Genomic DNA, 13,346 nt, shown 5'->3' with positions numbered 1-13,346 from the left:
CGCGGACACGCCGTGTCGCGAGGAACGATCGACGCGTCGGCGCCGCCGGCCACGCGCCGACTGGCGAGAGGGCCGACGACCGCGGCCCGTCGGGCGTACCTTCTACCGCTATGGAGCCCAGCGGACCCGAGCAGCCCGAGCAGCCCGGGCAGCCCGGGCAGCCGGCCGCCGACCTGTTCGACCGCTGGTTGAGCCGCACCGGGCGAGCCGAGGAGCCGGCCGCGCCGGCCGGTGAGTCCGCGGACGAGGCAGTGCCGGGCCCGCCTGAGGAGACCGCCGAGCCACCGGGGCCCGCGACCCCTCTGGTCGTGGAGGCCCCGGTCGACCCGCTCTTCGACGAGTCGTTCGTCGCGGACGACGCAGAGCCCACCGTCGTGGAGCAGGTCGTCGAGGAGGCCCTCGGCGTCGCCCCACCCCGCCCGGCGGAGCCGGTCACCCCGCCCGACTTCGAGCCGGTGCTGACCGCGTCCGCCCGCCGCCGGGAGCAGGCCGCGGCTGACCGCCTCCGGGGCCGACCCGACCTCCCGGCCGAAGGCGGTGGCGGCGACCAGGCCGCCGACGGCGGTCCGGAACCGACCAGCCGGCCACACACCGAGGAGCCGACCGAGCCTGCTCCGGCCGGTCACCTCGACGCCGGCCGCGCGGTGCTCGCCGAGCTCGCCGGTCCACCCGCACCCGACGCGGCTGCCGACGACGATGGCACGGCAGCCGAGCCCCCCGCCCCGGCCGAGGAACCGCCAGCACCCCCGGCCGCCACCCCAGCAGCGGTGACCCCACTGACCACCACCCCAGCGGCCGACCCCGCTCGTGCCGTGGTCGAGGCCCTCGACGCGCCGACCCCGGCAGCGCCGGCCCCACCGAGGCCCCGGCCGCGCCAGCCGCGCCAGCCGCGCCGCTCCGGCCGGCCCGAGGCCGCCGACCCGCCGGCGCCCCGACCCGGACCGGTGGCGCCCGACGTGGCCCGGGCGATGCTCGCCTCGTCGTTCGTCGACCGCGAAGCCACCCCGCCCGCCGAGCAGGCCGAGACCTCCTCCGACATCGCGGGCGACATCGCGGGCGACATCGCAGCAGGAGACGCGGGGCCGTCCACGAGCGTCCCGCCGGTCGTCGAGTTCGCCCCTCGCACCGGCGTCCGCCGCCTCACCGCCGTGCTGCTGCTCGCCTGCCTGGCCGCGACCGCCGTGGCCGGCTGGGCGGCGTACGCCGAGCGCACCGAGCTGAACATCGCGCTCGCGGTCACCCTGGGCGTGCTGACCCTGGTCGTGTGGGGAGTGCTCGCCAGCACCGGAGTGACCCGGCTCGTCGTGCGCGGCGGCATGCTGGAGGTGCACCGTGGCGGCGGCCGGTTCCTGTTCGACCTGACCAGCCGCTACACCCCGGTGGAGGTCGTCGGCGAGCCCGGGCGGCGCGGCTGGAAGGTGCTGTTCCTGCGCCGCGGCATGAGCCCGTTCGTGATCGACTCCTCCGTCGTCGACCCGCACGCGTTCATGGCGGTGCTGCGCCACTACCGCCCCGAGTGAGCGACCGGCGGCCGCCTCCGAACCAGCGGGACCGTCTCGTCGGGCCCGCCGACCGTCCTGGCCTATGCTCGCGCGGTGAGTGACTACGTGCACGAGGAGCTGCCCACCGCGGAGGTCGAGCGGCAGCGAGACCTCTACGGGGCTCTCGCGCAGGAGGTGCGCGAGCTCATCGACGCGACGATCCGCAGCACCGTCGACGGCGAGGACGTCGAGCAGGCGCGGGCCGCGATCGCCGAGGCCACCGCCCGGCTGCGCAAGGAGCAGATCCCCGCCTCGTTCGGCGTGCGGTTCAACTCCGACGGCACCAGCCGGCCCTGGGGCAACGCCGTGGTCGGTCTCCGCAACGCGGTCGCGCCGCCGCTGACCATCGAGAACGACCCCGCCGGCCGGGCCTGGTCCAGCTTCCACCTCGGCGCGGCGTACGAAGGCCCACCCGGCCTCGTGCACGGTGGCGTGTCGGCGCTGCTGCTCGACCAGCTGCTCGGCGAGGCCGCCGCGGCCGGCGGCAAGCCCGGCATGACCGGCACGCTGACGCTGCGGTACCGCCGCGGCACGCCGCTCGGAGACCTGCGCGGCGAGGCCTGGATCGACCGGGTCGAGGGGGTCAAGACCATCGTCAAGGGTCACCTGGCCGACGCCGACGGACCCACGGTCGAGGCCGAGGGCATCTTCATCCTGCCCAAGTGGGCGCGCCCCGACTTCGACAAGCACGCCGAGAACAAGGCCGGCAGGTCCGGGGCGCCGTCCCGCTTCGAGTAGGAGCAGGACAGGCTCGGAACTCGACGGACCCAAGCCCGCGCCGGCACCCGGCCTCCCGCGGGGGACCGCCGAGCGCCGGAGCGTTGTGTCCGTCGCGGTACGACGGTCTCAGACGCGCTCGGAGGCGGTGCGGGTGCCGCGCTCGCGGGCGTCGGTGAGCCGGGCCTCCTCGCGCGCGGTCGCCTCGAGCTCCTCGCGCCGGGAGCGCTCCGCGGCGTCGGCCTGCGCGTCGTACGCGCCGGGGTCGGAGACCAGGTCGGCGGCGCCGTGGTCGAGCCGGGCCAGCGCGGCCCGGGCGAAGATCTGCTGCTCGGTGGTGGTGCGCTCGGAGCGGCCGCGGCCGATGAACGAGACCGCCCAGTGCATCAGGGCGGTGACCCGGCTCTTGAAGCCGGTGATGTAGATCAGGTGCAGGGCCAGCCACATCAGCCAGGCCAGGAAGCCGGTGACCCGCAGCTTGCCGATCAGCGCCACCGCACGGAACCGGCTGATGATCGCCATCGAGCCGCGGTCGAAGTACTTGAACGGCTCCTTGGGGGGCTTGCCCTCGAGCCGGCCCACGATCGTCTTCGCGGCGTACTTCGCGCCCTGGATGGCCACCTGCGCCACACCGGGGAGGTTGTCGAGCGAGATCATGTCGCCGACCACGAACACCTCGGGATAGCCCGGCAGCGTCAGGTCGGGGTTGACGCCGATCCGGCCGGCGCGGTCCAGCGGGGCGCCGCACTGCTCGGCGAGGAGCTTGCCGAGCGGGCTGCCCTGGACACCGGCGGCCCAGATCTTGGTGACCGCCTCGAGCCGCTCGACCCGGCCGTCCTTGAACTTCATCTCGAGGCCGCGCTCGTCGAGGTCGGTGACCATCGCGCCGAGCACCACCTCGACCCCGAGCTTCTCCAGCTCGCGCTTGGTCTTCTCGCCCAGCTTCGCGCCGAACGGCGGCAGCACCTGGGGGGCGGCGTCGATCAGCACCACCCGGGCCTCGCGGGTGTTGATCGCCCGGAAGTCGCGGCGCAGGGTGCGGTGGGCGAGCTCCGCGATCTGTCCGGCCATCTCGACGCCGGTGGGTCCGGCGCCGACGACCACGAACGTGAGCAGGTGGTCGACGTTCTCGCCGCGGCTGGCACCCAGCTCGGCCAGCTCGAACGCACCGAAGATCCGGCCGCGCAGCTCGAGGGCGTCGTCGATGCTCTTCATGCCCGGCGCGAACTCGGCGAACCGGTCGTTGCCGAAGTAGGACTGCCCGGCGCCCGCCGCCACGATCAGCGAGTCGTAGGGCGTCACGGTCTCGCGGCCGAGCACCTGGGAGGTGACGGTGCGGCGGTCCAGGTCGATGCCGGTGACCTCGCCGAGCAGCACCTGCGCGTTGCGCTGGCCGCTGAGCACCTCGCGGGTCGGCGGCGCGATCTCGCCCTCGGAGAGGATACCGGTGGCCACCTGGTAGAGCAGCGGCTGGAACAGGTGGTGGGTGGTCTTGGCGACCATGGTGACGTCGACGTCGGCCCGGCGGAGCGCCTTGGTGCCGAACAGCCCACCGAAGCCGGAGCCGACCACGACGACCTGGTGCCGGTCGCTGCGTCGCTCGGCGAACCGGTCGGTGCTGCCCTGTGCGGCTGACTGTGCGGCTGCCACGGGGAACCTCCTGATGGCCGCGGGTGGCTGGTCGCCAGGCATTCTCCCGGCCCGGGGCTCCGGTGCCCGAATGCACCTGCGACACACCTGCGGCGAGCGTGACGTACGCCGCTCTCCGGGCGGCTCCAGGCGGGCGGTCCGGCGGCGACGGGCAGCGAGCGCGAGCCCGCTGATCGGTCTGGGACCCGGCGCTGACCTGCACCGATGCCCGGAATCCGACCCGCCGGTCAGCGCGGCTGCTGGCCGCGCCCCGACCGAGACGGTAGAAAGGTGAACGATCAGGGTGTCGGTCGACCAGGTTTGTCGCTCGGGGGCGCCGGGTACTCCTTCCGAGACCGCCCGCCAACTCGCATGTTCTGGAGTTCTCCGTTGCCGTTGAACCGGCCGGCCCTGTCCCTTGGCCCTGGGCCCCGCGGCGTGCAGGACGCACGCCGCTGGGTGGTCACCACCTGCACCGACATCGACCGCACCGACCTCATCGAGTGCGCCGAGCTCGGCGTCTCCGAGCTGGTCACCAACGCGCTGCTCCACGGCGAGCCGCCGATCACCGTGCGGGTGCGCGGCACCCGTGAGCACCCCCGGGTCGAGGTGCGCGACGCCTCCGTCGAGCCGCCGGCCCTCCCGCACAACCACGACGACGAGGACGACCTGCTGCTCACCTTCGGCCGCGGCCTATCCATCGTGGCGCGCTGCTCGAAGGCCTGGGGAGCCGACGTCGAGGACGACGGCAAGACGGTCTGGTTCAACCCCGCCGCCGAGTTCGCCGAGGACGACGGCGTCGAGGGCGTGATCACCGGCGCCGACGCGCGCGAGGCGCAGCCGGCCGGCGAAGACCACTTCGAGGCCCAGATCCTCGGCGTCCCGCTGCGCACCTATCTGGAGTTCCAGCGCCACTACCGCGAGCTGCGTCGTGAGGTGCGGCTGCTGGCGTTGGCCCACGAGAGCGACTACCCGCTCGCGAAGAGCCTCTCCGACCTCTTCGGGTCGCTCGAGCGGTCGCTGCGCGACGGCATCGGCGTCTCCCAGATCGAGTCCGCGCTCGTCGAGGGCCGGCCCACCACCGACCTGCGCATCGCGATGCCGCGTGATGCGGCCACCACCATCGACCGGTTCGTCGACCTGCTCGACCTGGCCGACGACTTCTGCCGCCAGGAGCGGCTGCTCTCGCTCGCGCGCACCGCCGAGCAGCGACACTTCCAGCGCTGGTTCCTCGGCGAGCTGGTCCGGCAGAGCCAGGGCGAGCAGCCGAGCGCCTGGCGACCCGAGCTCGGGCGCCCCGAGGGCAGCGTCTCCCAGAGCAACGTGTCGTGAGGGCCGCGCGCCCCGCGCCGCCGCGGCTGGTCGCGGCGGTCGCGGTCGGTGGTGCGCTCGGGGCCCTGGCCCGCTGGTGGCTGGGCGAGGCCGTCCCGGACGGCTCCGGCTTCCCGTGGACCACGTTCGCGATCAACCTCGCCGGCTCGCTGCTGCTGGCCCTGCTGCCGTTGCTCGCGGCGGTCCGCGAGCGTCAGGTGCTCGCGGTCGGCCTCGGCCCCGGGCTCCTCGGCGGGTTCACCACGCTCTCCGCGTGGTCGGAGCAGTCGCGCGCGCTGCTGCACGACGGGCAGGCCGCGGTCGCCGCGGCGTACCTCTTCGGCACGCTGGTCGCCTGCCTCGCCGCGGTGGCGCTGGCCTCGCGCCTGGCCACTGCCGGTGAGCGCGCCGAGTTCGCGGTCGAGGGCGGTGACGAGTGAGCGGCCTGCTGGTGGCGCTCGGCGCCGCCGTGGGCGCGTCGTCGCGGTTCCTGGTCGCCACCCGGCTCGACCGCGAGCTGCCCTGGGGCACTCTGCTGGTCAACGTCGCTGGCTCGTTCGTGCTGGGGGTGCTCACGGCGCTGTCGCTCTCGGAGTCGGCGACCGCTCTGCTCGGCGTCGGGTTCTGCGGCGGGTTCACCACCTACTCGGCGTTCGCGGTGCAGGCCGTCGAGCGCGGCCCGCGGGTCGGCACGGCGTACGCCGCTCTCACGCTGCTGCTGGCGCCCGCGGCCTGTGCGTTGGGGTTCTGGCTGGGCTGAGGCGGGCGGAGGACCGCCGGATATCCGGTGATCGACGCGCTTCTCACGCGTAGCCCAGCTCGTGCAGGCGATCGTCGTCGATGCCGAAGTGGTGCGCGATCTCGTGGACGACGGTGATCCGCACCTCCTCGACCAGCTCCTCCTCGGTCGAGCACATGTCGAGCAGCGGACCGCGGAAGATGAAGATGCGATCGGGGAGGACCACCGGCTGGGTGCTGTCGCGGTGGGTCAGCGCCACCCCGTCGTAGAGCCCGAGCAGGTCGTCGGGCTCGCCCTCGGGCGGCTCCTCCTCGACCAGGACGACGACGTTGCGCACCAGCGCCGCGAGCTCGTCGGGGATCTGGTCGAGCGCCCGGTCGACGAGGGCGTCGAAGCGTTCGCTGTCCACGGCGGCGGGGTCGATCGGCACCCGGCCATTCTCACCCACGGCCGGTGAGCTGACCGTCGGCCGCGCCCCCACGCCCGCACACGCGCCGACTCGGCGAAATGCGAACAGCGCCCCGGACCTGGTGGTCCGGGGCGCTGTTTGGCTGGCGACCCCGACGGGACTCGAACCCGCGGCCTCCGCCGTGACAGGGCGGCGCGCTAACCAACTGCGCTACGGGGCCTCGTGCTTCACACGACTCGTGCGGAGCGATGGAACTCTAACCCACGGATGCCGACGACTCCCAATCGAGCCGTCCGGGGGCCGATCGAGGCCACCCACACGCGTGGACGTCGTACCCCCAACGGGATTCGAACCCGTGCTACCGCCGTGAAAGGGCGGGGTCCTGGGCCGCTAGACGATGGGGGCCGGACTGCCCGCACAGCATAGGGGGCCCGCCGACCCGCCTCCAAACCACATCGGCCACCGGATTCGGCCCTGCCCGACCGCTCCTGTAAGGTGTCGGTCGCTCGGGCAGGTAGCTCAGTTGGTACGAGCGTCCGCCTGAAAAGTGGAAGGTCGGCGGTTCGACCCCGCCCCTGCCCACGAGCACGCAGGGCTTCCACCTGCGAGGACAGCCCCCGCCGGAGACGGCGGGGGCTGTGCTGTTCGCCCGGGCCTCGCGAGCCCGTCCCGGCCGCCCGGTGGTCCGCCCCGCGGGCTCACCCGTGGAGCCGCCGGTACGCCGCGACGGCACCGGGGTGCAGGTCCACGGCGCCGGTGCGGATCATCGTGGGCGGCGCGAGGTACTGCACCCCCAGCGCATACTCCGGCACCAGCGCCGCCGCGTCCCGGGTGAGGGTCTCGACCACGGCGCCGGCCAGGTCACCGGGCAGCCCGGGCCGCGCCAGCAGCAGGTTGGGTACGCCGACCGTGCGCGCCGCGCCGCCGCCGTACCCGACCTCGGGGACCCGCCGGGCGCGGTACTCGTAGCCGGACAGCGAGCGCATGGCCGCGACCCGGTCACCGAGGTCGATCATCCGCAGCGGGCGATCCCGGTGCAGCGCGGCGACCGCCGGGGTGGGCAGGCCGCCCGACCACAGGACAGCAGCGACCTCCCCGGCGCCGAGCGCGGCGAGCGAGTCCCCGAGCGAGGCGTGCCGGACCTCGACGGCACCGGCACCGAGACCGGCCGCACGGAGGAGGACCGCACCGCTCAACGCCGCGCCGGACCCGGCGGCCCCGAGGACCACCGCCCGCCCCCGCAGCTCGGCCAGCTCCTCGATGCCCGAGTCGACCCGCACCAGCAGCTGAAGGTAGTTCTCGTAGGTGCGGGCCAGGGCCAGCACGCCGGCGCCGGCCTCGGCCGCGCCGATGCTGTCCGCGAGCGCCAGGCCCACGTCGGCCTCGCCGGCCCGCAACCGGCCCAGGTTGTCCACCGAGCCGGCGGTCTGCTGCACCTCGACGCGCAACCCACCCACTCGCGCCTCCAGGCGCGGTGCGAGCAGCCCGCCGAACGCCGCGTAGATCCCGCCCGGGTCGCCGGCCGCCACCCGAAGACGCCGCTCGTCGGCGGCGCAGCCGGCCGCCACCAGGCCGGCCGCCACCGCGCCCACGATCCCGCCGAGCACGGCCCGGCGGCCACACCGGGCGCTCACGGCGACACCCCCGAGCCGCCTGGCGGGGCGACCGACGGCCCGATGCCGGGGCGCTCGGGCACCGGGAGCCGCACCTCGGCCAGGGTGCCGCCGCCCGGCCGGGGGCCGAGCCGGAGCTCGCCGCCGCGCGCGGCCGTGAGAGCCGCGGCGATCGACAGTCCCAGGCCCGACCCGGGTTCGGCACTGGACCCACGCCAGAACCGCTCGGTGACCCGGTCCCAGTCGTCGTCGGGCACGCCCGGCCCGTCGTCCTCGACGCGGACGACGGCCTCGTCGCCGCGCACCTGCGCGGTGACGACGACCGTCGCGCCCTCGCCGGCATAGCGGGTCGCGTTGTCGAGGAGCACGTCCAGCACCTGCTCGAGGTCCTCTCGAGGCACCGAGGCGTCGGGACCCTCCACCGGGTCCAGCCGGAGTCGCTGTGCGTGCCCGGCGGCGACCACCGACCAGGCACCCGCATGAACGCGGGCGTGCTCCAGCCCTTCTCGCGCAGCCAGTAGCCGTACGCCGCGAGGGTGATCGTGCCGCCCACGCCCCCGGCCACGCTCAGCACGTTGAGCATCGCGCCGTCGGGGATGCGCGGCGCCAGGCCGGCCGCCAGGTCGGGCAGGTTCGGCAGGGTCACCGCGGCGGCGACGACCATCGAGACGAACATCAGGAGCACCAGCACGCTCAGCGTCTTCTCGAACAGCGCGTACCGGCCCGACCAGACCAGGACCAGCCCGATCACGCCCGAGACGATGCCCCAGGCGATGACGCCGAGCGCCGGGAAGAGGGCATGCAGGGCCAGACCGGTGCCGGCCATCGCAGCCGCGCCGTAGACGAAGCCCCAGATCACCAGGTAGGGCGCGAAGTAGACGTGGGTCCAGCGGCCGAGACTGCTCCATCCCTCGTAGATCGTGCGGCCGGTCGCCAGGCTGTAGCGTCCGGCGCCCTCGACGAGGACCACCTTCATCAGGCAGCCGACGACCACCGCCCAGAGCAGCGCGTAGCCGTACTTGCTGCCGGCGATCATCGTCGCGACCAGGTCGGCGGCGCCGACTCCGGTGGCCGCCACCACCAGCCCGGGCCCGATCAGCCGCCAGCGGGGCCGCTCCGCTCCTGTCGTCGCCTCCGGTCGCGCGTTCGTCACGGTCATGGGTCCTCCTCGGTGGGTCGAGGAGGAGAGGATGTGACGCCCGCCACGTCGGCCGCCAGACCCGACGACCCCGACGCCCGAGATCCTCACCGGATCCAAAGATTGCCACCGGGCGCGGAGGCTGGCCCGGGACGGGTCAGCCCCGCAGCTCGCGCAGCAGGCGCCGGGCCATCGCCGTCGCCCGGGCGACCGCGTCCCGCTCGTCGGCGATGCCCGGCACCCGCCAGAAGTCGACCTGGATCACCGCGTTCTGGTCGCGCACGAGGAGTCCGAGCGCAGGGTTCTGGCCACCGAAGCCGTCGGCGCGGACGACCGCGCGGTCGCCCAACCCGGGCACCCTCCGACCACGGGCGGCCAGGCCGAACCGCTCGGCGGCGACCTCGGAGGCGGCCGCGCCGTCGAGCGGGTCGTCGGCGAACAGCTGCACCGCCGCCTTGACCGAGGGCGACCCGAGTCGGGCTCCCCACTGGCAGTACGACGCGGGGGCCGGATCCTGGATCCTGGGGGAGGTGTCCTGGCCGCCGGAACCGACCAGCGCCTCGGCCTCGGCCCCGAGCACGGTGCACACGTCGGGCACCTCCGTCCACGGAGCGACGACCGGGGACGGCGCGGCAGGGTCCTCGGCACCCAGCTCGCGGAGGACGTCGTCGACGGCGGCCCGGACCCCCCAGGACAGAGCCGAGCCCGGGACGCTCGCCGGACGCCGCTCCTCGACATCGACCTCCTGCCCGGCCCTCACCTGGACGACCACGTTGCGCCAGCGGGTCACGGCGACGCTCTCGAGGCCGTACCTGAGGGCCAGGGCCGACCAGGTGACCTCACCCGGACCTCCCTCGACGCCCGCGTCCACGGACCAACCGGTGCTGCGCTCCCGGCCGGAGCCCTCGTCGTCGGCGAAACCCTGCACCACCGACTCGGCGTACCGCTGCGCCCGTTCGGTGGCGCCGACGATCTCCTCGGCGCCCGGCTCGGGCCCCGGTTCGAGCACCGTCACGTGGACGTCGAGCACCCGGGTGAGGTACCGCGGGTGGTGGAGCTCCCTCCAGGAGCAGTCCACCGGCGCCGGCAGCTCCAGCGCCCGGAAGCCGAGCCCGGCCAGCGTCTCCCGGTCGACCGCCCGACAGACGTCGCGCGCGTCCTCGGGACGCACCTCACCCTCGGCCCACTCCGACTCCGGGACGGATCGTGGGTCGGCCGGCGCGGCGTAGACGCGCTCCTCGCCGTCCCCGTCCACCGGCACGGCGTGGACTCCTTCGTCGTCGGCGAGCAGGAGGGCGTCGCCGGCGAGTCCGACCACCGTCGAGGCGGCACCTCGCACGGCCACCGAGCCCAGCGTGCGCACCGCACCCGCAGCACCCTCGGGTGCGGCGAGGTCGCGCGCGGTCAGCCACATCTCGTAACGCCGGCCGGTCGCGGCGTCCGGATCGAGCACCTGGACGACGCGGGCGAACACCACGCTGCCGTCGACCACCCCGGCCGGCACCCCCAGCTCCGGCTCCTGGCGCCACAGTTCCTCCCCGGTCGCGACGTCGTAGGCGTAGGTGGTCGTGGCGTAGGGGCGGGGCGCGCTCGACCCGACCAGGCTCGTGTGCTGCACGGCGAGGACCCCGTCGTGCTCGCCGACCGCCACCAGCCCTCCCGTCTGGCCGGGCATCCTGAGCCCGACCACGGCACGGGGCCGGCCGCGGCGGTCGAAGACCTGCCCGACCTGCTGCCCACGCCGGGTCCAGACCAGGACCAGCGGGTCGGTGGAGACCACCTGGTCGATGCTTCCCCCTGCGTTGGACATCGGTGCCCGCCAGAGCAGCCGGCCGGTGTCGGCGTCGTAGAGGTCGCGCGTCACCCGATCGGTCGTCGCCGGGATCCAGCCGGTGCCGTGGTCGTCGGGCGTCGACGCGGTCTCGGGGTCGTTCATGACCGCCACCAGACCGTCGCCGAGCGCGGACTCCATCGCGCACTTGCGGTCCCTCGGGGCGAGCGTGTCGAGGCTGCGGCCGCTGCCGGCGGCGTACCGGAGGACCTCGTCGCAGAACGCCTCCACCAGCACCGTGCGCCGGCTCACGGCGACCGCGCTGGCCGACAGGTACGGCGGCCGGCCGGGCACCCGCCGACGCCAGGTCTCCTCCCCGGTCGTGGTGTCGAGCGCGACCACCTGCGTGCAGTCCCCCGGCCCACGGTCGGTGAGCACGGCGAGCACTCCGGCGCGGTTGACCCGCGGCGAGGTCTGGCAGACCCGGTCGGGACTCGAGCTCCACTGCCATCGCTGCTCGCCGGTCTCGGCGTCCAGGCCCACCACCCGGTCACGATCGTCACTGAGCACGAGGATCGAGGCGTCGGCCGGCCCCGGTCGCAGCGTCAGGCTGGTGGCATCGGAGACCCTGCCGCTGAGCCACAACTCCTCCAGCGGCGCCGGCGAGGGCGCCGTCGCGGCCGTGCCCTCGGCCTCCGCCCCATCGGGATCCGGGTCGTCACCCGTGCAGGCCGCGAGCAGCGGCGTCGCGAGCAGGGCGACCAGACCGATCGCCAGAAGACGGCGGGCCGAGCGGTGTCGAGCGACAGCGGAGCAGGGGATGGACGGGGTCACGGGCTGGTCATGCCCTTCTCCGCGGCGATCCATGCCTGCTTGCATGATCCGGCAGCGCGCGCCGGAAACCACCCGAGAGGCCGGCCCCGCGCCGTGCCCTGGGGCCGAGCCGGACAATGGCCTGGTGACCTCCCTCTCCGACCCGCTGTCCCTGACCCACGGCCCCGCCTGGGGCAACCGGCTCGCCCTGGCGCCGCTGACCAACACCCAGAGCAACCCCGACGGCACGCTCTCGGAGGACGAGACGGCCTGGCTGGAGGCCCGTGGGCGAGGCGGGTTCGGCCTCGTGATGACCGCGGCGGCGTACGTCGCACCGGCCGGCCAGCCCTGGCCCGGCCAGCTCGGGATCGCCTCCGACCTCCACCTGCCCGGCCTCACCCGGCTGGCCGAGCGGCTCCGCGCCACCGGCACGGTCTCGTCGGTGCAGTTGCACCACGGCGGCCGGCGCGCCGACCCGGCACTGACCGGCCGCCCCAACCAGTGCCCCTGGGACGACCCGGCCAAGGACGCGGTCGCCATGACCACCGGCGAGGTCGAGCAGCTGGTCGCCGACTACGTGGCCGCCGCCGTTCGCGCCGAGCGCGCCGGCTTCGACGGCGTGGAGGTGCACGGCGCCCACGGCTACCTGCTCGGGCAGTTCCTCGACGCGCGCAACCAGCGCACCGACGGCTACGGCGGCTCCCTCGAGCACCGGCAGCGGGTCGTCGTCGAGGTGCTCGAGGGCATCCGCGCGGCCACCGGTCCGGAGTTCCAGGTCGGGCTGCGGCTGACACCCGAGGGCAACGGCATCACGCTCGAGGAGGGACGCGAGACGGCCCGTCTGGTGCTGGCCTCCGGCCTGCTCGACTACCTCGACATGTCGTTGTGGGACGTCTTCATGAGGCCCCGCGGCGGGGCCCCGGGCTTGCTGATCGAGCACTTCACCGACCTGCCCCGCGGTGGGACCAGGCTCGGGGTGGCCGGCAAGGTGCTCTCGGCCGCGGACGCCCGGTGGTGCCTCGAGCAGGGCGCCGACCTGGTCACCGTCGGGATGGGCGCGATCCGCCACCACGACTTCGCCGCGCGGGTGCTCGCCGACGACGCGTTCGTGGCCCGGCCGGTGCCGCTCACCCGCGAGCAGCTGCGCGAGGAGGCCGTCGGCCCGGCCTTCATCGACTACCTGGCCGCCGGGTGGCCCGACGTGGTGGCCTGAGGCCCCCGCCCCGCCCGCTCAGCGCCGCGGGCGGTCCCGCCAGGCGGCGGTGGCCCACAGCGCCCAGACGACCAGCAGCGGCTGGAAGAACAGCCGCACCAGGCGTTTGGTGTCGGTGTCGAGGCCGAAGCCGTCGTTGCCCTCGACGTACTGGGCGATGTTGCCCGGGAAGATCGCGACGAAGAACGCCGCGACCACCAGCCCGACCGGCACCCGGCCGCGGCTCCAGGCCAGCAGGGCGGCGCCGAGGCTGATCTCCGCGACGCCGGAGACCAGCACGACCGGGTCGTCGTCGACCGGGAACCAGCCGGGCACCTGGGCGGAGAACTCCTCCCGAGCGAAGGTCAGGTGGCTGACGCCGGCGAAGACCAGCACCGCACCGAGCGCGCGGCGGGCGATCGAGCGGGGCCGGGAGGTGGGCGGCGCGTTCAGCAGCGAGGTCATGAGCGCAG

12 protein-coding genes, 3 tRNA genes and 1 pseudogene are annotated in these 13,346 nt (G+C 74.7%); 7 read left to right on the top strand and 9 right to left on the bottom strand.

Going from position 1 to position 13,346, the window contains the following annotated elements:
• Window positions 1-110 precede the first annotated feature (110 nt).
• Together D6B71_RS13975 and D6B71_RS13970 are read left to right on the top strand one after the other, a co-directional pair.
• Complete coding sequence (locus D6B71_RS13975) at window positions 111-1,520, top strand: hypothetical protein (RefSeq protein WP_121256072.1); 1,410 nt, start codon at window positions 111-113, stop codon at window positions 1,518-1,520.
• Window positions 1,521-1,595: 75 nt separating this feature from the next.
• The gene (locus D6B71_RS13970; protein ID WP_121256070.1) at window positions 1,596-2,279 is read left to right on the top strand and encodes a PaaI family thioesterase; all 684 of its coding nucleotides are present in this window, start codon (window positions 1,596-1,598) and stop codon (window positions 2,277-2,279) included.
• Window positions 2,280-2,387: 108 nt separating this feature from the next.
• On the opposite strand, the gene D6B71_RS13965 is transcribed toward D6B71_RS13970, so the two are convergent.
• Complete coding sequence (locus D6B71_RS13965; protein ID WP_240641416.1) at window positions 2,388-3,908, bottom strand: NAD(P)/FAD-dependent oxidoreductase; 1,521 nt, start codon at window positions 3,906-3,908, stop codon at window positions 2,388-2,390.
• A gap of 417 nt (window positions 3,909-4,325) precedes the next feature.
• On the opposite strand from D6B71_RS13965, the gene D6B71_RS13960 reads away from it, so the two are divergent.
• From D6B71_RS13960 to D6B71_RS13950, 3 genes are read left to right on the top strand one after another with little or no spacing between them, the layout of a single operon-like run.
• Window positions 4,326-5,219 carry an ATP-binding protein gene (locus D6B71_RS13960; protein WP_240641415.1) on the top strand — a complete coding sequence of 298 codons (894 nt, stop codon included), beginning with the start codon at window positions 4,326-4,328 and terminating at the stop codon, window positions 5,217-5,219.
• Window positions 5,216-5,638 (top strand): fluoride efflux transporter FluC, encoded by a 423-nt coding sequence (locus tag D6B71_RS13955; protein ID WP_164519673.1) that lies wholly within the window; start codon window positions 5,216-5,218, stop codon window positions 5,636-5,638. Before D6B71_RS13960 ends, D6B71_RS13955 begins: the two co-directional genes overlap by 4 nt.
• Entirely contained in the window at window positions 5,635-5,958 is a 324-nt protein-coding gene (locus D6B71_RS13950; RefSeq protein WP_121256066.1) for a fluoride efflux transporter FluC, read from the top strand. Before D6B71_RS13955 ends, D6B71_RS13950 begins: the two co-directional genes overlap by 4 nt.
• A gap of 43 nt (window positions 5,959-6,001) precedes the next feature.
• Here the strand turns inward: D6B71_RS13950 and D6B71_RS13945 are convergent, their stop codons facing one another.
• From D6B71_RS13945 to D6B71_RS13935, 3 genes are all read right to left on the bottom strand, one after another.
• Window positions 6,002-6,367, bottom strand: coding sequence for a metallopeptidase family protein (locus D6B71_RS13945; RefSeq protein ID WP_206051766.1), 366 nt, complete (start codon window positions 6,365-6,367; stop codon window positions 6,002-6,004).
• Between the two features lie 122 nt (window positions 6,368-6,489).
• Window positions 6,490-6,566, bottom strand: a tRNA-Asp gene (locus D6B71_RS13940).
• Window positions 6,567-6,678: 112 nt separating this feature from the next.
• Window positions 6,679-6,751, bottom strand: a tRNA-Glu gene (locus D6B71_RS13935).
• Window positions 6,752-6,854: 103 nt separating this feature from the next.
• Here D6B71_RS13935 and D6B71_RS13930 point away from each other — a divergent pair.
• Window positions 6,855-6,928 (top strand) — tRNA-Phe (locus tag D6B71_RS13930).
• A 116-nt stretch (window positions 6,929-7,044) separates the two neighbouring features.
• Here the strand turns inward: D6B71_RS13930 and D6B71_RS13925 are convergent.
• The 4 genes and pseudogenes from D6B71_RS13925 to D6B71_RS13910 form a co-directional block, all read right to left on the bottom strand.
• Entirely contained in the window at window positions 7,045-7,980 is a 936-nt protein-coding gene (locus tag D6B71_RS13925) for a TAXI family TRAP transporter solute-binding subunit (protein WP_121256064.1), read from the bottom strand.
• Window positions 7,977-8,360, bottom strand: a complete 384-nt coding sequence (locus D6B71_RS22820; RefSeq protein WP_164519672.1) for a sensor histidine kinase — start codon at window positions 8,358-8,360, stop codon at window positions 7,977-7,979. The genes D6B71_RS13925 and D6B71_RS22820 overlap by 4 nt, the downstream gene beginning before the upstream one ends.
• 95 nt (window positions 8,361-8,455) lie before the next feature.
• Window positions 8,456-9,118: pseudogene (locus D6B71_RS13915) on the bottom strand (Nramp family divalent metal transporter); the annotation flags it as partial.
• A 136-nt stretch (window positions 9,119-9,254) separates the two neighbouring features.
• A complete protein-coding gene (locus tag D6B71_RS13910; protein ID WP_164519671.1) occupies window positions 9,255-11,702 on the bottom strand; it encodes an outer membrane protein assembly factor BamB family protein in 2,448 nt (815 codons plus the stop codon).
• Window positions 11,703-11,826: 124 nt separating this feature from the next.
• Between D6B71_RS13910 and D6B71_RS13905 the strand changes: the two genes are divergently transcribed.
• Window positions 11,827-12,894 carry an NADH:flavin oxidoreductase gene (locus tag D6B71_RS13905; RefSeq protein WP_121256058.1) on the top strand — a complete coding sequence of 356 codons (1,068 nt, stop codon included), beginning with the start codon at window positions 11,827-11,829 and terminating at the stop codon, window positions 12,892-12,894.
• Between the two features lie 18 nt (window positions 12,895-12,912).
• Here the strand turns inward: D6B71_RS13905 and D6B71_RS13900 are convergent, their stop codons facing one another.
• Window positions 12,913-13,338, bottom strand: a complete 426-nt coding sequence (locus D6B71_RS13900; RefSeq protein WP_121256056.1) for a DoxX family protein — start codon at window positions 13,336-13,338, stop codon at window positions 12,913-12,915.
• Window positions 13,339-13,346 lie beyond the last annotated feature (8 nt).

The organism is Nocardioides ferulae, assembly GCF_003660455.1.
Lineage (GTDB): Bacteria > Actinomycetota > Actinomycetes > Propionibacteriales > Nocardioidaceae > Nocardioides > Nocardioides ferulae.
This window is presented reverse-complemented; position numbering and strand designations above follow the sequence as displayed.

Excerpts from the sequence above, each read along its gene's own strand:
- D6B71_RS13900 (WP_121256056.1), bottom strand. The coding sequence starts at position 13,338 with ATGACCTCGCTGCTGAACGCGCCGCCCACCTCCCGGCCCCGCTCGATC.
- D6B71_RS13975 (WP_121256072.1), top strand. The coding sequence starts at position 111 with ATGGAGCCCAGCGGACCCGAGCAGCCCGAGCAGCCCGGGCAGCCCGGG.